The following is a 20151-nucleotide window of genomic DNA, read 5'->3' on the forward strand; positions in this document are numbered from 1 at the left end:
TACCGCGCGGGCAGTCACGGCATACCGCGCGGCCAGTCACGGCATATCGCGCGGCCAGACACGGCATATCGCGCGGTCGGTCGATCCTCAGTCGCGTGGCTCGACCGAGTCGAGCAACTCCTGGGCCTCGTCCTCGGCTGCCGTGCCGTGGACCGCGACGGTCGAGCCGTCCGCATCGTCCGGCCCCAGCACCCAGGCGTTCTGGGCGTTGCCGGACTCTGCCTCCCACACGCTCCAGGTGCGCTCCCCCGTGGGCCCGGCCAGGCCGACCTCACCGACCTCGTCGGCCCCGGCGAGCACCTCCTCCTGCCAGACCTGGGTGACGTCGGCGGCCTGGTGGAGGGCGAGGTACTCACCCTCCGGCGTGACGTACGAGACATGCCACGTGGGCACCTCCTCCACCGGCTCGAACCACACCACGGTCGGCGTCCACCCCTCTCCCGGGTCCGGCACCCACACCGGCCAGTCGGCCTGCTCCGCCGCATACGTCGCGGTGGACCCGACCTCCACCGCGCGGGGCTGCTGCTCGGTGGGGTTGTAGGTGACCGACCACCAGACGAGGACCAGCGCGAGCACGATGAGCATGGAGTAGACCATGTTGCGCACCGTGTAGGACGCCAGCCGCTGCCGGCGGCGGTCTGGCGGTGCCGGGGGTCCGCCCGGTCCAGGGTCGGCGGTCTCGGGGGCGCTGCTCACCTCTCCATGGTCGCACCCCGCGCCGCCCACCCCCGCCCCAGGCGCACCCCGCGCCCGGCCCACCGCCAGCAGATAGGGTGATCGTGGCGCATCGTCCGACGAAGGAGTGGCTCATGGCCGACCGTTCCCCCAAGACCACCGACCAGGTCCTCCCGGACCGCAACCTCGCGCTGGAACTGGTGCGGGTGACCGAGGCCGCCGCGCTGGCCGCCGGCCGGTGGGTGGGTCGCGGCGACAAGATCCTGGCCGACAACGCTGCGGTCGAGGCGATGCGCAAGGTCATCTCCCAGGTCGCCATGGACGGCGTCGTCGTCATCGGCGAGGGTGAGAAGGACGAGGCGCCGATGCTCTTCAACGGCGAGCAGGTCGGTGACGGCACCGGTCCCGCCGTGGACGTCGCGGTGGACCCGATCGACGGCACCACCCCTACCGCCAAGGGCATGGACAACTCGATCGCGGTCATGGCGGTCTCCGAGCGGGGCACGATGTACGACCCCTCCGCCGTCTTCTACATGGACAAGCTGGTCGTGGGCGCCGACGTCGCGGACCGGGTCGACATCCGCCTGCCCATCCGCGAGAACCTTCGCCGGATCGCGCGCGCCAAGAAGCGCTACGTCGAGGATCTGACGGTCATCATGCTGGACCGTCCCCGGCACGAGCAGTACACCCACGAGGTCCGGGAGGCCGGCGCCCGGCTCCGGTTCATCACCGACGGTGACGTCGCCGCGGCGATCGCGGCGGCCCGCGAGGACTCCTCGGTCGACATGCTCATCGGGATCGGCGGTACGCCCGAGGGCATCATCACCGCCTGCGCGATGAGGGCGATGGGCGGCGTGATCCAGGGCCGCCTCTGGCCCAAGGACGACGACGAGCGTCAGAAGGCGATCGACGCCGGTCACGACCTCGACCGGGTCCTGTCCACCGACGACCTCGTCACCGGCGACAACTGCTTCTTCGTGGCCACCGGCATCACCACCGGCGAGCTGCTGGGCGGCGTGCGCTACGGCTCCGGCACCGCCACCACCCAGTCCCTGGTGATGCGCTCCCGGTCGGGCACCATCCGGGAGATCACCTCCCACCACCGCCTCGACAAGGTCGCGGCCATCGCCGACTCGCTCGCGCCGGAGTCCGTGTGATGGGGGCGGTGCTGACGGTCGGGGAGGCGCTCATCGACATCGTCGTCCCGCACGGCGACGGCGAGCAGAGCGAGCACGTCGGGGGATCACCCGCCAACGTCGCCATCGGGGTCGCCGCGCTGGGCCACGAGAGCCGGCTCACGGCATACCTCGGTCAGGACGAGCGCGGCGAGGAGGTGCGCGACCACCTGCAGCGGTATGACGTGCAGCTCACCGAGGGGTCGATGTCGGCTCCGCACACGTCGACGGCGACCGCGCACCTGGATGCCGACGCGGTCGCGACCTACGAGTTCGACCTGAGCTGGGAGATCGGCGATCAGGACCTGGCGGGCGTCGGGCACGTCCACACCGGGTCCATCGCCGCCACGCTGGAGCCGGGCGGCTCCGCGGTGGTGGACCTGATCGGGCAGGCCCGGGAGGCCGCGACGGTCAGCTATGACCCCAACGCCCGACCGACGATCATGGGGCGGGCGGAGGACACGCGGCAGCGGATCGAGGAGTGCATCGGGCGCAGCGACGTCGTCAAGGCGAGCCTGGAAGACATCGCGTGGTTGTATGGCGTGGACGACGTCGCGAGTGTCGTGGACGTCGTGCACGCCTGGGGCCAGCTCGGACCGCAGCTGGTCGTCGTGACGCGCGGGGGCGACGGCGCGGTCGTCCATCTCTCGCGCGACGACACCACGCTGGAGCTGCCGTCGCTGACCGTCGAGGTCGTCGACACGGTCGGCGCGGGCGACTCCTTCATGTCCGGGCTGCTGAGCGGGCTGCTGGACGCCGGCCTGCTCGGGTCGCCCGAAGCCCGGGCCCGGCTCGCGCGGGCCGAGCTGGAGGACATCGCGCCGGCGTTGGAGCGGGCGGTCGCCTGCGCCGGCTGGACCGTCGCCCGGGCCGGAGCGGCAGCCCCCACCCGAGCCGACCTCGGGATCGACTGACCGGATCGATCGACCCGACGCCGCGGGCTTACCACTAGAGTGAGCCCATGCCCGACACCACGTCCTCCGCCTTCGACGACCTGCTCCGCGCCAACGAGACCTTCGCGACCGAGCACGCCGACGAGCTCGCCGGTTTCGACGGCGTCGCCCACGCCGGCGTGGCCATCGTCACCTGCATGGACTCCCGGATCCAGCCCCTGCAGATGCTCGGCCTCACCCACGGGGACGCCAAGATCTTCCGCAACCCTGGTGGCCGGGTGACCGACGCAGCGCTGGAGGCTCTTGTCCTGGGCGTGCACCTGCTCGGCGTGACGCGCATCCTCGTCGTCCCGCACACCCGGTGCGCCGTGGCCTCCTCCACCGAGAACGAGCTGCGCGACAAGGTGAGCGCGAGCGCGGGGCAGGACGCCTGGTGGCAGCACTTCCACGTCGTCCCGGACCAGGAGGCCGCCCTCGTCGAGGACGTGCGTCGCGTCACGACCCACCCCCTGATCCAGGGGCGCGCCGAGGTCGGCGGCTTCCGCTACGACGTCGACACCGGACGGCTCAGCCAGCTCGTCTGATTACCCATTGACGCGTCACGTATCCTCGGACCCATGCCCACCGCGCTCTCCCTGGCACCGCTGACCCTCGCGGCGGTCCTCGTCCTGTCCGGGATCGCCAAGCTGCCAGACCCGAGCGCGACCGCGAGCATGATCCGGCTGCTCCGTCTGCCGTCCGTCGTCCACCCGACCGCCTCGGCCCGGGCGCTGCCCTACGTCGAGCTCGCGACCGCGGCCCTGCTGCTCACCCCGTGGCGCTGGACCTATGCCGTGGGAGCGGTCCTCGCGGCGGGTCTGTTCGTGGCCTTACTGCTCGTCGTCGTGCGCGCGATGGGCTTCGACCCCCGGCCGACCTGCGGCTGCTTCGGCCGGGTGGGTGACCACCGGATCAACGGGCGCACGGTGATCCGCAACGTCCTGCTGGTCGCCCTGGCCGGGGTCGCCCTGGCCATCGCGGTGGGGGGACGCAGCGCCGGCGGGCTCGTCGCGGACTACTCGACCGGGGACTGGACCTGGCTCCTCCTGGCGGTAACCCTGGCTGCCGTGGCGGTGCTCGTGCTCGGCGCCGCACCGGGACGTCCCCGCGCTCCGCGGACCTCGGCGTCTCGCAGCAGCACCGACGCAGGGCGGGCCGCACCCTCGGGCGACCGGTCCACCGCAGCAGCCGCCGGCACCGAGGCGGAGGCGGACGACTACGTGCGCGCCCCGATCCCCGCGGGAGTCGTCGTGGATTCCGACCTGCAGACGCGCAGCCTGCGCTCCCTGATCCGCAGCCAGGCCCAGCTCGTCGTGCTGGTCAACTGCTGGTGCGGCCCGACCTTCGAGGTCGCGGACCGGCTCGGCGGCTGGCGGGAGCGACTCCCCCAGCTGGGCGTCCAGCTGGTCCACACCCACGCCCCGTGGGACGACGCCCGCTTCGAGAAGCTGTCCGGGACCTGGTGGGATCCGGGCTCCCAGCTCTACACCGCGCTGCAGGCCGGATCGAGCCCGGCGGCCGTGCTTCTCGGGGCCGACGGGCTGCTCGCGGGTGGACCGGTCAACGGGGTGGACGAGATCGAGACCTTCGTCAGCGACATCGAGGCCCAGCTGTCCGAGGCGAGCGTCGAGGCCTGACCCCGGCCGCGCCGCAGCTCAGAGCGAGAGGCGGTCCCGCACCACGTCGGCGAGGCGATCGGCATACTCCTGGGCGCGCTCCTGGGTGTCGGCCTCGACCATGACCCGGACGAGCGGCTCGGTGCCCGACTTGCGCAGCAGCACGCGCCCCTGCGAGCCCAGCTCGGCCTCCACCTCGGCGACGGCCTGGGTCACACTCTCGTCGTCGCCGACCCGGTCCTTGTCGACACCCTTGACGTTGACCAGCACCTGCGGCAGGCGCGTCATGACGCCGGCCAGGTCGTGCAGCGGCTGCCCGGACGACACGACGCGCTGGGCCAGCGCGAGCGCGGTGAGCACCCCGTCGCCGGTGGTGCCGTGCTCCAGCATGATGACGTGACCGGACTGCTCCCCGCCGAGCGAGTAGCCGTGTGCGCGCATCTCTTCGAGCACGTAGCGGTCCCCCACCGCCGTCTGGGCCACGGTGATCCCCTCGCGCTCCATCGCCTGGAGCAGTCCGAGGTTGCTCATCACGGTCGCGACGAGCGTGTCGTCCTGCAGTTCGCCGCGCTCGTGCATGGTGAGCGCCAGGATCGCCATGATCTGGTCGCCGTCGACCTGCTCGCCCCGGGCGTCGACCGCGAGGCACCGGTCGGCGTCGCCGTCGAAGGCGACGCCCATGTCGGCGCCCCGCAGCCGGACCGCCTCCTGCAGCTGACGAAGGTGGGTCGAGCCGGCGTCCTCGTTGATGTTGAGGCCGTTGGGGTCGGCGCCGATGACGTCCACCGTGGCACCGGCCCGACGGAAGACCTCGGGCCCTACGTGCGACGCCGCGCCGTGGGCACCGTCCAGCACGATGCGCAGCCCGTCGAGGCGACCCGGCGCGGACCGGAGCAGATGGTCGATGTAGAACTCGGCCCCCTGCGGGAACGGTCGGATCCGCCCGACCGCGGCGCCCGTCGGCCGCTCCCACTCCCCGCCGATCCGCTCGGAGATGCGGTCCTCGATCTCGTCCGCGAGCTTGTGGCCGCCGTCGGCGAAGAACTTCAGCCCGTTGTCCGGCATCGCGTTGTGCGAGGCGGAGAGCATGGCGCCCATCTCGGCGTTCATCCGATGCGTGAGGTAGGCGATGGCCGGCGTCGGGAGCACCCCGGCGTCCAGGACGTCCACGCCCGCCGACGCGAGACCGGCCATGACCGCCGCCGACAGGAACTCCCCGGAGGCCCGGGGATCCCGACCCACCACCGCGGTGGCGCGGGCGCCACCGAAGACGCTCTGGCCGCCCAGCTCGTGCGCCACCGCCACGGACAGGTCGAGCGCCAGCTCTGCGGTGATGTCCTTGTTGGCGAGGCCGCGCACCCCGTCGGTGCCGAAGAGTCGTCCCATCACGTGTCCTTCGCTGTGTGGTGTGCGTCAGGTGCTGACACGGCAGTATGCCGCACCGACCCGGGTTCGTCGGAGAGGCTGCGAAGAGGCGGCATCGACGCCGACGGCCCGGCGGGACGATCTCCCGCCGGGCCGTCGGTCGTCGGCCTCCCGCCCGGCAGCACCGGGCGGCGGCGATCAGCGCTTGCTGTACTGCGGCGCCTTGCGGGCCTTCTTGAGGCCGGCCTTCTTGCGCTCGGGGACGCGGGCGTCGCGGGTGAGCAGGCCCGCGCGCTTCAGCGCGGGGCGGTTGAGCTCGGTGTCGACGCCGTTGAGCGAGCGGGCCACGCCGAGGCGGACCGCGCCGGCCTGCCCGGAGGGGCCGCCGCCGTGCACGCGGACGAGCACGTCGTAGGCGCCGTCGAGTTCGAGCAGCGTGAGCGGCTCGTTCGCGATCTGCTGATGCACCTTGTTGGGGAAGTACTCGGCCAGGCTTCGGCCGTTGATCTTCCACTCGCCAGTGCCGGGCACGATCCGCACGCGGGCCACGGCCTGCTTGCGGCGTCCGGTTCCAGCCCCGGGCGCCGAGGCGCTCGGACGCTGGGCCGCGGCCTCGACGGGCGCGGAGGACTCGGTGGTGTACTCCGAGACGGCGTTCTCGTCGAAGTCGCCGCCGTCGGTGCTCTCGATGTCGTTGACAGTCATGACTCTCTCGCGTTCCTTACTGGGCGACCTGGGAGATCTCGAACGGGACCGGCTGCTGAGCCGCGTGCGGGTGGTTCTCACCCGCGTAGACCTTCAGCTTGCGCAGCATCTGACGTCCCAGCGAGTTCTTCGGGAGCATGCCGCGAACGGCCTTCTCCACGGCGCGCTCCGGGTGACGCTCGAGCATCTGCTCATAGCTCTCGGCCCTGAGGCCACCGGGGTAGCCGGAGTGGCGGTAGGCCTTCTTCTGCTCCAGCTTGGCGCCGGTCAGCGCCACCTTGTCGGCGTTGACGATGATGACGAAGTCACCGGTGTCGACGTGCGGCGCAAAGATCGTCTTGTGCTTGCCGCGCAGCAGCGTGGCGGTCTGGGCGGCCAGCCGGCCCAGCACGACGTCCGTGGCGTCGATGACGTGCCAGGCGCGGGTGACGTCGCCGGCCTTCGGGGTATAGGTGCGCATTCGCAAACCTTCGTGTTCGTGTGTTTCGGGCAACCGTTCCAGTCTAGCGACGTCATACACCTCGACCAAAGCGGCCAAATCCGCAGGTCAGAGCGCATGTGGCGGGCTGGCTGCCGCCTGCTGCAGCAGTTCTGTGCACACATATTGTGCATCCTGCGGGCCTGCCCTAGGCTGCGGAGGTCGAAAGGAGCACGTCGTGCCGATCCTGCCCTCCCTGCGCCGTCGTCGCGCCCAGCCCGCGCCGGAGCGCGCCCCGAGCGCGCCGCAGGAGCCCGGGCCCGCCTCCGCCGGTATGCCGTGGCCGCGCGCCCTCCTCGTGCTGCTCGGTGTCGCGTTGTCCTTCGCCGTGCTGCTCGGCCTGCACCAGCTGCGCGACTACATCGCCCCGACCTTCCTCGCCCTCAACCTCGTCCTCGCGGCCGCGCCGCTGCAGCGCTGGCTGGTCCGCCTCATGCCCGCGGGGCTGGCGGCCACCCTCACCGGAGTCGGCATCTTCTCCTTCCTGCTCGGCTTCTTCGCGGCCCTCGGCTGGGCCGCCGCGGCGATGGTGGAGGAGCTCTCGAGCGCGGAGTACCGACAGCGCTACACCGAGCTCTACAACCAGGTGATCGCGTTGCTCAACGACTACGGCCTGGAGCAGGACACGCTGGCCCAGCAGCTGGAGTCGGTGCTCGACCCCAGCCGGTGGGTGGGCGCCCTCGGCAGCATCCTCAGCGACCTGGGCAGCGTGCTGACCCTGCTCACGACGACGGTCATCGTCATCTTCTTCCTCATGATCGACTCGATGAGCGCCGGCCGTCGGATCGGTCTGGCGCGAGACCAGCACCCCAACGTCGCCAACGCCCTGACCAGCTTCGCCCAGGGCGTGCGTCGCTACTGGGTGGTGACCACCATCTTCGGCCTCATCGTCGCGCTCCTGGACGTCATCGCCCTCGTCTGGCTGGGCGTGCCGCTGGCCCTGGCCTGGGGTGTCGTCTCCTTCCTCACCAACTACATCCCCAACATCGGCTTCGTCATCGGTCTGGTGCCGCCCGCGATCGTCGCGCTCCTGGCCAACGGCCCACTCAACGCCCTCCTGGTCGTCGTGGTCTACAGCGTCCTCAACTTCGTGGTGCAGTCCCTCATCCAGCCCAAGTTCACCGGTGACGCCGTGGGGGTGACGCCGACGGTGGCCTTCATCTCGCTGCTCGTGTGGGCCTGGGTGCTCGGGCCCGTCGGGGCCCTGCTGGCCCTGCCGGCCACGCTGCTGGTGAAGGCACTGCTCATCGACGCCGACCCGAAGGCGCGCTGGTTCAACGCCTTCCTCGCGGCCAAGCCCGAGACGGCGGTGGCCGACTCCACCGGCGAGAGCTTCCACCAGGAGACGTGAGGTGAGCGAGCGTTCCGCGCTACGCACGCTGGCGCACCCGCTGCGCAGCCGGATCCTCGCCGAGCTGAGGGTGCACGGCGAGGCGACGGCGACCCAGCTCGCCGACGCGCTCGGCACCCACACCGGGGCGACGTCATACCACCTGAGGCGGCTGGCGGAGGTGGGACTGGTCGAGGACACTGGCACCGGGACCGGGCGGCGACGCGTGTGGAGCGCCGTCGACGACGGGGCGCCGAGCGTCATCGAGGACGAACCGCTGGACGAGGACGAGGCCCAGGCGGCCAACTGGTTGGCGCTCGACTACCTCGCGCACTTCGGCGACCGCGCCCAGGCGTGGCTGGGCGAACGCGAGTCCTACGACCCCGTCTGGCGGGAGCTGTGCGGCCTGGAGGACCACACCGTGCAGGTGAGCGCCGAGCAGCTCACCGCGCTGCGCGCCGAGCTGCTCGAGGTGCTGGAGCGCTACCGGCGCGTGGGTCAGGGGAACCCGCAGGCGAAGAGGGTGGTGGTCTACACCTGCGCGTTGCCGGTCGACCGGCCTTCCGGCCGTCAGTGACAGATCGCGAGCTCGCTGGCCCCGCTGGCCTGGCGGGTCACCCCGATGTCCTCCGCCAGGAACCGTCCTGTCGCGGCAACGCCGCAGGTCAGCGGGTATGTCAGTGCCTGTTGGTTGAGTCTTCTCATGGAGGCGATGGGCGGGCAGGAGCGAGCCGGGTGCGATGATCCGTTCGGTGGGGATCCGTGGGCGGGGTATGTGGATGTGGGGGCGTTGGGGCCGGGGGCGTATCGGGCGTTGATGGATGAGGTCGCCGCGTCTTACGAGGCGGGGCATGACCGGCCGGAGCAGGAACTCTCGGGTGGGGTGACCGCGGCCCGGCGGGGCCTGGGCCGGGCCTGGCTCACCCGGGATGAGGCGGTCACGGTCCTGGAGGAGGACCTGGTCGCCTCGGTCGAGGCGTTGGGTGAGGTGTCGACCCAGCTGGGTGCGGTGACGTTCACGATGGTCCGCGAAGCCCATGCACGGGGTGTGCACACGGCGTTGTCGTTGTCGTTGGTGGACTGGCTGCGGGCTAGGTGCCCGTGGACGTCGGTTCAGGAGGCGTCCCAGATCGCGGCGGTCGTGAAAGCGTCGACGAACCCGGCGATGGCCACGATCGGGGACGCGGTCGCGGCGGGCACGGTCCCGGTGCACCGGGCCGCGTTGGTCGCCCGCACCATGACCCGACTGAGGACCTCACTCGAGGTGGACCAGCTGGGGGAGTACACGGCGATCGCGACCACCGCCGCCGCGAACCGGGGCGTGTCGGACCGGGACCTGGCGAAGGTGTGCCACCGCCTCATCGAAGACCTCCTGGAGGGCAAGGCCCCAGGCGAGGCAGAGCGCACCGCGCACGAGCTGCGCCGCGTGACGACCCGGACGATCGGGCGGGGGTCAGCGAGCTTGACGCGGTTCACGATCGCCGCCCCCGCGGGGGCGGCGGCGATCACCGGGGTCCTGACCTCCGCGTTGGCGGCACCGGTGCCGGTCACTGACGAGCACGGGCACGTCGTGGAGGTGGATACCCGGTCGGCAGGGCAACGCCGCTTCGACGCGCAGGTCACGGTGATCGACCGGGGCCTGTCCAACCCGGGCGCTGGCCCCTCGACCGCCAGGGCGTCTGTGATGCTGCTGATCCCGTTCGACCCCGCGAAGGGTGCCCAGGGTGGGGGCCCGGCGTTCACCGCGGGTGGAGACTACGTCCCACCCCGCGCCGCCGCGCAACACGCGTGCACCGGGGAGGTGACACCCGTGTGGGTGAACCCGCAAAATGGGGAGCCCCTCGCGTTGGGCCGCACGGCGAGGTTCGCGTCCCCGGCGCAGTGGAAAGCTCTCGCGGTGCGCGATGGTGGGTGCACGTTCCCCGGGTGCTCCGCGCTGCCGCAGTGGTGCGACTCCCACCACATCACCCATTGGGCCCGCGGCGGCGCCACCGACCTGACCAACCTCGCCCTCCTCTGCGGCAGGCACCACACCCACGCCCACCTGCACGACCTCACCGCGACCATCACCGGCGGCACCGTCACCTGGCACCTATGACCACCACGCCCCGAAGCCGACCCCACCGGGCCGGCCCACAGGCACGCCCAGAGCGGCCCTTCACGCCGGCTCATGAGAGGCGTCTCCGTGCTCTGCCGGTGGTCGAGGGCCATCCCACCCGCGGTCGCCACGGAGGTCACCTCACCGTCGCACGAGGACGGCCGCCGTCAGCCCGGGCACCGACACGCGGCCGTCCGTCAGGTGCCAGGTGACGGACTTGACCACGTCGTCGGCACCGTCGCGCTGCACCGGCGACAGCTCCCAGCGCTCCCCCGCCGCGTCCGGCACCGCGACCTCCCGAGCCTGCGGGGCGGCGTTGAGCACCACCATGACCGCGCTCTCGTCCGTCGTTCGCCTGCCCTCGAGCAGGCTCCCGTCCACCACCATGACGACGAGGTCGGGAGCTCCGTGCTCGGTCCCCGAGACGGGGAAGCGCACGGCGCCGACGACGGCGTCGGCCGTGCCGAGACGCAGCAGCGGGTGGGCCCGGCGAAGCCGCAGCAGGTCGAGGGCCGTGTCGCGGGCGAGTGCCATGTCGTCGGTCGTCGGCTTCAGCTCCGGGTCGGCCAGCAACGGCCGCATCTGCTCCCACCTCGCGCCGTTGTCCGGCGCGGGCGGCAGTCCCCGACCGAAGCCGTTGTCGGTCAGGGTCGGGTCGTAGTGGTTGAACCAGTCTCCCGAGGCATAACTGTTGCGGTCCAGGCTCTTGCTGCGCAGCAGCTCTGCTCCGGCGTGCCAGAAGCTGATGCCCTGGGAGAGAGTCACCGCGGCCAGGGCGAGGGTGTTGCGGCGCAGTCGCTGCGCCATGGAGGTCTGCTGCGGCAGCTTGAGCAGGAGGGTGTCCCACAGCGTCTCGTTGTCGTGCGCGTCGACGTAGTTGACCACCTCGTCGGGAGCGGCGGCATACCCTCCGGGAGAGCCGCCGTAGGGCACCTGCTCGCCGCGCACCCACTCCCCCGTCTCCTGCGAGCGCAGCTCCACCTCGCGCAGGCCGCCCGCGAGGCCCACCTGCAGCAGATCGGTATGCCGCGGGTCCTGCCCGCCCGTCGCGAAGCCCAGGCCGGCGCGAGGATCCGGGTCGTGCACGGCCCCGCCGCGGACCGCGTCGCGCAGCCGGTCGTTGAAGGTGCCGATCCCCGTCCCGTCGAGCCGACCCTGGACCGCCTGCTCGAAGCGGGCGTGACCGGCGACCTCCCCGAAGTCCCAGCCCTCGCCGTAGAGATGGACGGCGCTGCCGTCGATGCCGTCACGCTCGAGCGTCAGCTCGTCGAGCGCCGCCCGGACGGCAGCCAGGTTGGCGGTGCTGTGGTGACCCATGAGATCGAAGCGGAATCCGTCGACGCGGTAGTGGCGCACCCACAGCACGCACCCGTCCACCATGAGCCGCTGCGCCATGGCGTGCTCCGTCGCCAGGTTCTGGCAGCAGGTGGAGGTCTCCACCATCCCGTCGCCGTCGAGCCGGTGGTAGTAGCCGGGGACGATCCGGTCCAGGACCGAGGCACGGTGCAACCCGGAGTCGGTCGTGTGGTTGTAGACCTGGTCCAGCACCACCCGCAGGCCGAGCTCGTGCAACGCGCCCACCATGGTGCGGAACTCCCGCGTCCGCGCTCCTCCGTGCGCCGTGCCGGCCGAGGACGCGTAGGACCCCTCGGCCGCGAGGAAGTGCCACGGGTCGTAGCCCCAGTTGAAGGCGTCGCGCAGCGCGTGCGCGCGCACCCGGCGTTGCTGCTCGCTGCCATCGGGGGGCAGTTCCGCGAGCGCACCCTCGTCGATCGGCAGCTGCTCGGCCGGGTCCTCCGGCACCGACGTCAGGTCGTAGGTCGGCAGCAGGTGCACCGTCGTGAGGCCTGCCTCGGCGAGCCGGCGCAGGTGGCGGCGCCCCGGCCCCTCGTCGGCGAACGCGAGGTAGCTTCCCCGGTGCTCCGCCGGCACCTGCTCGTCGTCCCGGGAGAAGTCACGCACGTGCAGCTCGTAGATCGCCTGGTCGACGGCGCGGATCGGTCGCGGCGAAGGGGTCTCGCGCCAGCGCTCAGGCGCGAGCGCCGGATCCTCGAGGTCGACCAGCACCGAGTGGGTCGAGTCCAGAGCCAGGCCCGTCGACCACGGATCGGTCGCGGTCACCCGGCGGTGTTCCCCCGTGCGCGGCAGCACGTGCTCGAGCTCCAGCCGGTAGCACCGCCCGGCCCAGGCCGGGGTTCCCGTCACGGTCCAGGCCCCGTCCTCGTGCCGCGTCATCGGCACCCGCATGGGTTCCCCGGTCGGCTCCCATGCCTGCTGCTGATCCGGCGGGACCCCGTCCCACAGCAGCAGGTGCACGTGCCGTGCGGTGGGCGCCCACACGCTGACGGTGGGTATGCGGTGCCCCACCTCTCCCGTCCAGCTCGGCCCGTAGGCGCGTCGGGTGGCGGCGTCGGCATACACGTCGTCGAGCACGCCGGGCACCTGCAGGTGCGTGGCGACCCGGAGCTCCCCGGTGCGCGAGTGTCCGAGCAGCGCCACCTGCCCGAGGAGCACCACCTCGACGCGGCTGTCGTCGACGAGCTTCAGGGGGTAGCACGAGGCCAGGTGCGGGTGGCGCTCGGCGAGCCGTGGCGGCAGCGCGCCGTCGAGCAGGGCCAGGTCCAGCTGCTCCTCCGGTGACGCGGGGTCCAGGCCCCCGTCCGGCGCCACCCCGAGGCTCCAGGAGAGGTCCTCGGCGCCCGTCCCTGGCGGCAGCGTCGTCGGCGGGAGGGCCACATGGTCGCGGGTCAGCCAGTGTGCTCGGGCGTGCAGGAGGTCGACGTGATCCACGCCGACCATCCTGCCGCCTCGATCAACGCTGGACGAAGACCGCCACGGTCTGCGCGGGGACCTGTGCCGTGCCGGACGCGGCGTCCCAGCTCGCGGAACGCACGACGTCGTCCGCGCCCTCGGCCTGCACCGGGGACAGCGCCAGGTCGGCGCCCTCCAGCCCGGGAACCACCTGCGTGACCTCGTCGCCGCTGGCGTTGAAGACCACCACGACACCCTCGAGCTCAGGGTCGACGTCGGCACCGACGGTGTCGTCGATCCGCATGACGATGACCTGCGGGTCGCCGTCCTCGGTGCCGGAGACGGGGAAGGAGACCTTCTCCTGCACCAGCTGGGGGTCACCCAGGCGGAACAGCTCGGTGGAGAAGCGCAGCCGGAGCAGGTCCTGGGCGGCCGCCGACGCGGTCTCGATGTCCTCGGGCTCCGGCGCCAGGGTGGCGTCGGCGAGCAGCGGGCGCATGAGGTCCCACTTGTCGGAGTTGTCCGCCGCCGGCGGAAGGCCACGGCCGAAGCCGTTGTCGGTCATCGTGAAGTCGAGCACGTTGAACCAGTCGCCGCTGTTGTAGGAGTTGCGGTCCAGGCTCTTGCTGCGCAGCAGGTCGGCACCGGCGTGCCAGAAGCTGATCGACTGCGACAGCGCCGTGGTGGACAAGGCCACGGTGTTGAGCCGCACCCGCTCCTCCATCGGGGTGTCCTGCGGCAGCTTGAAGGTCAGCGCGTCGAAGATCGTCTCGTTGTCGTGCGCGTCGACGTAGTTGACGATCTCGTCCGGGTGCGCGGCGTAGCCGGCGGGAGAGCCGTTGTACGAGATCTCGGCGCCGGTCACCTCCTCGCCCGTCTCCTGGCTGCGCAGCTCCACGTCCGCGAGGTTGCCGGCCAGGCCGACCTGGACCAGGTCGGTGTCGTTCGCGCTCGTGCCTCCGGTCGCGAAGCCCTTCTCCGCGCCCGGGTCCTCGTCGAACGGACCGCCGCCGCGGACCCCGTCACGCAGCCGGTCGTTGAACGTCGCGATGGACGTGCCGTCGAGCTGACCCTGCGAGGCTTGGTAGAAGCGGGCGTTGTCGGCCACCTCCCCGAAATTCCACCCTTCGCCATAGAGCGTGATCGCCGAGCCGTCGACCCCGTCACGGCGGAGCGTGAGCTCGTCCAGCGCCGCCCGGACCGCCTCCATGTTCTCGCGGCTGTGGTGGCCCATGAGGTCGAACCGGAAGCCGTCGACCTTGTAGTCCCGGGCCCACACGACCACGGAGTCGACCATGAGCTTCTCGGCCATGGCGTGCTCGGTGGCGACGTTCTGGCAGCAGGTCGAGGTCTCGACCTGACCGGTGGCGCCCAGCCGGTGGTAGTAGCCCGGCACCACCTGGTCGAGGACGCTCTTGTCACCCTGACCCGACTGCGCCGTGTGGTTGAAGACCTTGTCCAGAACCACGCGCATACCGGAGTCGTGCAGACCACCGACCATCGTGCGGAACTCGGCCACGCGGGCGCCGCCATAGGCGCCCTCGGCGCTCGAGGCGTAGGAGCCCTCCGGAGCCATGAAGTGCCACGGGTCGTAGCCCCAGTTGAAGGCGTCCGTGTCGGCCTGAGCCATGACGCAGGCCTGCTGCTCCTCGCTGTCCGGGGCGAAGGACTCGAGGTCGCAGTCCGGCGCGGTCTGCGCCTCCGGGTCCTCCTCGATCGAGGCGATGTCGAAGGTCGGCAGCAGGTGCACGGTGTTCATGCCCGCCTCGGCCAGCGCCTCCAGGTGGCGACGACCGTAGCCGTCCTCCGCGAACGCGAGGTAGGACCCCCGCAGTTCCTCCGGGACATCCGGGTCGGCCATCGAGAAGTCGCGCACGTGCAGCTCGTAGATGGTCTGGTCCACCTCGTCCCGCAGCGTCGGCGCACTGGCCTCCTGCCACAGCTCGGGCTGCCACTGCTCGTCGTCGAGGTCGACGATCACGGACCGTGCGCTGTTCAACGTCAGGGCCACGGAGTACGGGTCGGTCACCTCGTTGACCTCGACGGCACCCGTCGAGGGCACGAAGACGTCGACCTCGTAGCGGTACTCCATCCCGGTCCAGTCTCGCTTGCCGCGGGCGGTCCAGACCCCGTCGTCGGTGCGGCGCATGTCGACGCGGGTCGGCTCACCGTCCCCACCCTGCGGCCACAGCAGCAGGTCGACGTCCTGGGCCGTCGGGGCCCAGAGTCGCAGCGCCGGGGACACCCCGCTCCAGCTGACCCCGAGCTCGGCGCGGTCAGCCCTGTCGGCGTAGAGGTCGTCCAGGACCCCGGGGATCTGCACCCCGGTCGCGTCCCGGAGCCGGCCCAGGTCGTCGTACATCGCGACCGCGACCTGGCCCTGCAGGATCTCGTCGGCGTCGCGCGCGACCTTCGAGTCCAGGCGGAGCGCGAGGTAGCCCTCGAGGTGCGGGAAGTCTTCGACGACGTCGGCGGGCAGGCCGTCCGGGTCGTAGGTGAGCCCGGCCGAGTCACCCCCGGTGATCGCCTCGGCGTCGACCGCGAGACCGCCGTCGGGCGACCAGTGCAGCCGCCAGTCGCGCAGGCTCGGGTCGTCCACGCCGTCGGCCGGCCAGGCCAGCAGGTCCTCGGCCAGCCAGTAGGCGCGGGCCGTGGTGAGGTCGGGAGCGACGCCGGCCTCGGAGGTGGTCACGCTGATCTGGTGCGTCTCCAGGACGTAGCTGATCGTCGTGACGACGCCGTCGCCGGGCACGGAGAAACCGATGTTGCTGCCGTCCCGCGCGCCGTCGGCGCCGTAGTTCTCGTCCCAGGACAGCCCGTGCGCGACCTTGAACTCGTAGTTGCCGGCCGGGATCTGGGTCGTGGACCAGGTGTAGGTCCCGTCGCCGTCGGGGTCGATCAGCCAGGAGCGCATGCAGTCGGGCGACCAGTCGCCACCGCAGCCGATCTCGTCCTGGAAGCTGCCCGGCGCCGTGATGATCGGGCCCTCGGCGTCCGAGGTGACGTAGTGGCGGGCGTGCTCGTAGAAGAAGGTCACCGGGCCGCCGGGTGCGGTGTAGGCGATGTTGCTCCCACCCTGCTGGCCGCCGCCGCCGTAGTTCTCGTCCCACGACCGGTTGATGGCGGCCTTGTACTCGTAGCTTCCGGCCGGGAGGTCGTAGGTGCCCTTCCAGACCAGGTCACCGGCATCCAGCGCCAGCTGAGCCTGGTCGCAGTCGGGCTGCCAGTCGTCGGGGCAGCCCATCTCCGAGTTGTGGTTGCCGGGCACGCTCACGGCGTCCGGCTGCTCGACCGGGCCGACCGGGCCGGTGCCGCCACCGCCATCGCCGCCGCCGGAGGTCGCCTCACCGACGGTGCCGTAGCCCGAGGACGTCGACACGTTGCCCGACGCGTCCTGCAGGACGGCGCGATACTCCAGCAGCGTGCCGAACGGCATACCGCTGACGTCGTGGAAGACCCGGTAGGGCGCGTTGTCGTCGGTGCCGAGCACCGTCCACTCCTGCGTGCCGACCGGGCGGTAGGCGAAGGTCACCTGCGCGAAGGTGTTCTCCGGGACCGAGGCCCCGATCTCGGCGCGGCCACCGACCACTGCGCCGGCGGACGGCGAGTTGAGGTAGACGGCGGGCGCCTCGGCGCGCTTGCGGACCGAGCGCTGGGCCTCGTAGACCTCGACGGACAGCGGGGCGACCTCGACGTCGATCCGGCCCTCCCGGTCGGCCCGGAGCCGGGCGTCGTCGCCGTAGATGCCGCGGTAGGTGATGCGGTCGCCGTAGGTGGGCAGCTGCGCAGCCTGCGTCTCGGTGGAGTTGTTGGCGACGACGACGTACTCCACGAGCTCCTCGGCGTCGATCCGGGAGAAGGCGTAGATCCCTGCGCCGGAGCTGGCGTAGCGGTGGATCTGGGCGCCATCGGCCAGCGCCGGGTGCTCGGCCACGAGCTCGCTCAGGCCGGCGATCTGGGTGTAGAGCGGGTGCGCGGTGTCGTAGCGATCCATCGAGCCGGCCGGGGCACCGATGACCGGCTCCTCGGCATACTCCTGCACCTGCGTGGCGAACATGTCCTGTCGCGCATCCTTGTCGCCACCGTCGCCGACGAAGCCCTGCTCGTCGCCGTAGTAGACGACCGGCTGGCCACGGGTGAGGAACATCAGCGCGTTGGTCAGCTCGACCCGCGACTGCAGCTCCTCCCCCGAGTAGTCACCTGCGAGCATCATCGCGGCCCGACCCATGTCGTGGTTGCCGGTGAAGGTCGGCAGCTGGTAAGCGTTGGAGTCGGCGTCGGTGTAGTAGTCGTCCTGCGCGTAGAAGGTGCGCAGGTCGGTGGTGGCGCCGCCCCGGGCGAAGCTGACGGAACGCGCCTGGAAGCCGAAGTCGATGACGGCCTGCAGCTGCCCCTCGGTGGAGAAGGTCGAGAGGTACTCCGGGTTGCTGTCGTAGACCTCACCGAACATGAAGAAGTCGTCGTTGCCGGCGCGGGCCGCCTCGAGCACGCGCGGGCTGAACTCCTGCCAGAACTCCAGGTTGACGTGCTTGACGGTGTCGATGCGGAAGCCGTCGATGCCGAAGTCCGCCCAGGTGGAGTAGACGTCGACCATGCCGTCCACGACCTCGGGGTTCTCGGTGAAGAGGTCGTCGAGGCCGACGAAGTCGCCATAGGTGCTGGACTCGCCGGCGAAGGTCGAGTCGCCCCGGTTGTGGTAGAGCGTCGGGTCGTTGAGCCACTCCGGGACCTTGACGCTCGCGTCCTCCTCGATGCGGAAGACGGGCGTGTAGGGGAAGGAGGTCTCGGGGTCGAGCAGTGGGAAGGGCTTGTTGACGTAGTCACGGTCGTCGAAGACGTTGCCGGCCGCGTCGCGGTAGGGCTCGGTGGCCTTGTCGATGTAGGAGTACTCCCCCTCCTCGTAGCTGATGACGTCGGCCGTGTGGTTGGTGATGATGTCGAAGTAGACCTTCATCCCCCGGGCGTGCGCCTCGTCAATGAGCGCCTTCATCTCCTCGTTGGTCCCGAGGTGCGGGTCGATCTGGGTGAAGTCGGTCACCCAGTAGCCGTGGTAGCCCGCAGAGGCGTCGGCACCAGACCCCTGGACCGGGCGGTTCTTGAAGCTCGGGGTGAGCCAGATGGCGGTCGTGCCCAGACCCTCGATGTAGTCCAGCCGGTCCATGACCCCGGCCAGGTCACCTCCGTGGAAGAAGCCCTTGTCGGTCGGGTCGAAGCCGTGGTCGAGGCGGTCGCCCTCGATCCCAGCGGTGTCGTTCGAGGCATCGCCGTTCGCGAACCGGTCGGCCATGACGAAGTAAAACTGCTCACCGGTGACGGGAGCACGCAGACTGTCCCGCGCGAGGTCGGCATCCGCCTCGGACGCCGGGCCTGCCAGCTGCGTCGGCGCGACGCCGATGGCGTCGCTCTCGTCGTCGAAGGAGAACTCCAGGCTGGCCGGCCCCTCGAGGACCAGGGGGAGGTTGTCCGCCGGGTGCGCCTCGTCCCAGCCGCCGTCGAGCGCGACCTTGTACTCCCACCTGCCCTCCGGTACCTCGAAGACAGCGGAGTATGCCGTCCCACTGCCCTCCACCGGCTCCAGCACGGTGGCCTCGCAGGCCGCGTCCCAGTCGGTCTCGCAGCCGAGCTCAGCCTGGAGGTCTCCCACCAGGGTCACGGTGCGAGGCTCGGCCGCGACGGCCGCAGGGACGACCGCATCGGTGAGCGGGGACGCCACCAGGGCGGTCGAGGACAGCAAGGCGGCGCCGAGGGCGCCGGCGAGCAGAACACGCGTCATTGCGGGACTCCAAGGGGACAGGCGTCAGTGACTGCCTTTCAATCTAACCCCGCGCTTGTGGGAAAGACAACAGTCTTTCGCAAGAACTTGCAGGCTGTCAGTAGACGTGACGGTCCTGCACCCGGTCGTAGGGGGCGACCCAGGGCAGGTCGTGGCCGAGCTGGTGGGCGGCTCGGTGCCACCATCGAGGGTCCGCAAGTGCTGCCCGGCCCAGCATGACGACGTCGGCCTGTCCGCTGGTGAGCACATGTTCGGCCTGACGCGGCTGCGTGATCATGCCCACCGTGCTCACGGGCACGGAGACTGCCTCACGAACCGCTGCGGCGAACCGCGTCTGATAGCCCGGACCGACCGGGATGTGCGGCGCTGGAAGGTTGCCACCGCTCGAGACGTCGATGAGGTCGACCCCCGCCTCGGCGAGCCACCGGCACAGGGCCACCGTGCGTTCCACGTCGTCCTCGACCTGACCCTGCGCCCAGTCCGTCGCGGACAGGCGGACCAGCAGGGGCATGCACTCCGGGAGCGCAGCTCGCATCGCTTCCAGCACCGCGAGCAGGAGGGTGGCTCGCCCTTCGAGCGATCCGCCATACCCATCACCGCGATCGTTGACGACGGCGCTCAGGAACTCCGCGAGCAGGTAGCCATGGGCGCCGTGCACCTCGACCAGGTCGAAGCCGGCGGCCACCGCACGGCGGGCAGCAGCGCCGAAGGCCCGCACGACGTGGTCGATGTCCTGCTGGCCCATCGCGCGGGGAGCCGCGAGGTCGCCGAAGGCCGCCGCGGTCGGCGCGACCGTCTGCCACCCGCCGTCGGCATCGGTCACCGTGCCGCCGCGCTCGTGGAACGGAGGAAAGGTCGACCCCTTGCGCCCGGCATGCCCCAGCTGGATCCCGGCCCGGGCGCCGGCGCCGTGCACGAGGGACACCACGCGCTGCCAGGCCACCACCTGCTGGTCCTCCCACAGTCCGGCGTCCCAGGGCGAGATCCGGCCGTCCTTGGTCACGGCGGTGGCCTCGCTCATGACCAGGGGGGCTCCCCCGATCGCGAAGCCGCCCAGATGCGCCAGGTGCCAGTCGGTGACGAAACCGGGCTCGCTGGGCCGACAGGAGTACTGGCACATCGGCGATACCCAGGCGCGACCGGGAACAGTCAGGCCACGCAGGGTCACCGGCTTGAAGAGACGAGGTGTCATGCCGAGGCAGTCTGCCAAACCCCTGAAGCATGACGAAGGCCCCGCCTCTGCTGAGGCGGGG

General features: G+C 71.2%; 14 protein-coding genes. 7 read left to right on the forward strand and 7 right to left on the reverse strand.

What is annotated here, in order from left to right; genetic code table 11:
- Positions 1 to 87 precede the first annotated feature (87 nt).
- Positions 88 to 696: a DUF4245 domain-containing protein gene (locus AC5PYY_RS16145; protein WP_493897798.1), complete on the reverse strand. Its 609-nt coding sequence runs from the start codon at positions 694 to 696 to the stop codon at positions 88 to 90.
- Positions 697 to 809: 113 nt separating this feature from the next.
- Here AC5PYY_RS16145 and glpX point away from each other — a divergent pair, with 113 nt between their 5' ends.
- From glpX to AC5PYY_RS16165, 4 genes are read left to right on the forward strand one after another with little or no spacing between them, the layout of a single operon-like run.
- Positions 810 to 1832, forward strand: coding sequence for a class II fructose-bisphosphatase (glpX, locus tag AC5PYY_RS16150; RefSeq protein ID WP_493897799.1), 1023 nt, complete (start codon positions 810 to 812; stop codon positions 1830 to 1832).
- The gene (locus AC5PYY_RS16155; protein ID WP_493897800.1) at positions 1832 to 2764 is read left to right on the forward strand and encodes a carbohydrate kinase family protein; all 933 of its coding nucleotides are present in this window, start codon (positions 1832 to 1834) and stop codon (positions 2762 to 2764) included. The genes glpX and AC5PYY_RS16155 overlap by 1 nt, the downstream gene beginning before the upstream one ends.
- 47 nt (positions 2765 to 2811) lie before the next feature.
- Positions 2812 to 3327, forward strand: a complete 516-nt coding sequence (locus AC5PYY_RS16160; RefSeq protein WP_493897801.1) for a beta-class carbonic anhydrase — start codon at positions 2812 to 2814, stop codon at positions 3325 to 3327.
- Positions 3328 to 3360: 33 nt separating this feature from the next.
- Positions 3361 to 4419, forward strand: coding sequence for a MauE/DoxX family redox-associated membrane protein (locus tag AC5PYY_RS16165; RefSeq protein WP_493897802.1), 1059 nt, complete (start codon positions 3361 to 3363; stop codon positions 4417 to 4419).
- Between the two features lie 18 nt (positions 4420 to 4437).
- Here AC5PYY_RS16165 and glmM read toward each other — a convergent pair whose 3' ends face one another.
- From glmM to rplM, 3 genes are all read right to left on the reverse strand, one after another.
- Positions 4438 to 5784 carry a phosphoglucosamine mutase gene (gene glmM, locus AC5PYY_RS16170; RefSeq protein ID WP_493897803.1) on the reverse strand — a complete coding sequence of 449 codons (1347 nt, stop codon included), beginning with the start codon at positions 5782 to 5784 and terminating at the stop codon, positions 4438 to 4440.
- Between the two features lie 177 nt (positions 5785 to 5961).
- Positions 5962 to 6468: a 30S ribosomal protein S9 gene (rpsI, locus tag AC5PYY_RS16175; RefSeq protein ID WP_493897804.1), complete on the reverse strand. Its 507-nt coding sequence runs from the start codon at positions 6466 to 6468 to the stop codon at positions 5962 to 5964.
- A gap of 16 nt (positions 6469 to 6484) precedes the next feature.
- Positions 6485 to 6928 (reverse strand): 50S ribosomal protein L13, encoded by a 444-nt coding sequence (gene rplM / locus AC5PYY_RS16180; RefSeq protein ID WP_493897805.1) that lies wholly within the window; start codon positions 6926 to 6928, stop codon positions 6485 to 6487.
- Between the two features lie 196 nt (positions 6929 to 7124).
- Here rplM and AC5PYY_RS16185 point away from each other — a divergent pair, with 196 nt between their 5' ends.
- The 3 genes from AC5PYY_RS16185 to AC5PYY_RS16195 all read left to right on the forward strand — a co-directional run bounded on the left by AC5PYY_RS16185 (position 7125) and on the right by AC5PYY_RS16195 (position 10374).
- Complete coding sequence (locus AC5PYY_RS16185; protein ID WP_493897806.1) at positions 7125 to 8297, forward strand: AI-2E family transporter; 1173 nt, start codon at positions 7125 to 7127, stop codon at positions 8295 to 8297.
- 1 nt (position 8298) lies between these two features.
- Positions 8299 to 8853 carry an ArsR/SmtB family transcription factor gene (locus tag AC5PYY_RS16190; protein WP_493897807.1) on the forward strand — a complete coding sequence of 185 codons (555 nt, stop codon included), beginning with the start codon at positions 8299 to 8301 and terminating at the stop codon, positions 8851 to 8853.
- 240 nt (positions 8854 to 9093) lie between these two features.
- Positions 9094 to 10374, forward strand: a complete 1281-nt coding sequence (locus AC5PYY_RS16195; protein WP_493897808.1) for an HNH endonuclease signature motif containing protein — start codon at positions 9094 to 9096, stop codon at positions 10372 to 10374.
- A 141-nt stretch (positions 10375 to 10515) separates the two neighbouring features.
- Here AC5PYY_RS16195 and pulA (AC5PYY_RS16200) read toward each other — a convergent pair whose 3' ends face one another.
- The 3 genes from pulA (AC5PYY_RS16200) to AC5PYY_RS16210 all read right to left on the reverse strand — a co-directional run bounded on the left by pulA (AC5PYY_RS16200) (position 10516) and on the right by AC5PYY_RS16210 (position 20090).
- Positions 10516 to 13164, reverse strand: a complete 2649-nt coding sequence (pulA, locus tag AC5PYY_RS16200) for a pullulanase-type alpha-1,6-glucosidase (protein WP_493897809.1) — start codon at positions 13162 to 13164, stop codon at positions 10516 to 10518.
- A gap of 22 nt (positions 13165 to 13186) precedes the next feature.
- Positions 13187 to 18898 carry a pullulanase-type alpha-1,6-glucosidase gene (gene pulA, locus AC5PYY_RS16205; RefSeq protein WP_493897810.1) on the reverse strand — a complete coding sequence of 1904 codons (5712 nt, stop codon included), beginning with the start codon at positions 18896 to 18898 and terminating at the stop codon, positions 13187 to 13189.
- Between the two features lie 97 nt (positions 18899 to 18995).
- Positions 18996 to 20090, reverse strand: a complete 1095-nt coding sequence (locus AC5PYY_RS16210; RefSeq protein WP_493897811.1) for an NADH:flavin oxidoreductase/NADH oxidase — start codon at positions 20088 to 20090, stop codon at positions 18996 to 18998.
- Between the last annotated feature and the right edge of the window lie 61 nt (positions 20091 to 20151).

The organism is Serinicoccus sp. JS2-9 (assembly GCF_059025165.1).

Bases quoted from the DNA above. Each gene is read 5' to 3' on its own strand.
- glmM (WP_493897803.1), bottom strand. From the start codon at position 5,784: ATGGGACGACTCTTCGGCACCGACGGGGTGCGCGGCCTCGCCAACAAG.
- glpX (WP_493897799.1), top strand. From the start codon at position 810: ATGGCCGACCGTTCCCCCAAGACCACCGACCAGGTCCTCCCGGACCGC.
- pulA (WP_493897810.1), bottom strand. From the start codon at position 18,898: ATGACGCGTGTTCTGCTCGCCGGCGCCCTCGGCGCCGCCTTGCTGTCC.
- AC5PYY_RS16160 (WP_493897801.1), top strand. From the start codon at position 2,812: ATGCCCGACACCACGTCCTCCGCCTTCGACGACCTGCTCCGCGCCAAC.
- AC5PYY_RS16165 (WP_493897802.1), top strand. From the start codon at position 3,361: ATGCCCACCGCGCTCTCCCTGGCACCGCTGACCCTCGCGGCGGTCCTC.
- rpsI (WP_493897804.1), bottom strand. From the start codon at position 6,468: ATGACTGTCAACGACATCGAGAGCACCGACGGCGGCGACTTCGACGAG.
- AC5PYY_RS16210 (WP_493897811.1), bottom strand. From the start codon at position 20,090: ATGACACCTCGTCTCTTCAAGCCGGTGACCCTGCGTGGCCTGACTGTT.
- AC5PYY_RS16195 (WP_493897808.1), top strand. From the start codon at position 9,094: ATGGATGAGGTCGCCGCGTCTTACGAGGCGGGGCATGACCGGCCGGAG.
- rplM (WP_493897805.1), bottom strand. From the start codon at position 6,928: ATGCGCACCTATACCCCGAAGGCCGGCGACGTCACCCGCGCCTGGCAC.
- AC5PYY_RS16155 (WP_493897800.1), top strand. From the start codon at position 1,832: ATGGGGGCGGTGCTGACGGTCGGGGAGGCGCTCATCGACATCGTCGTC.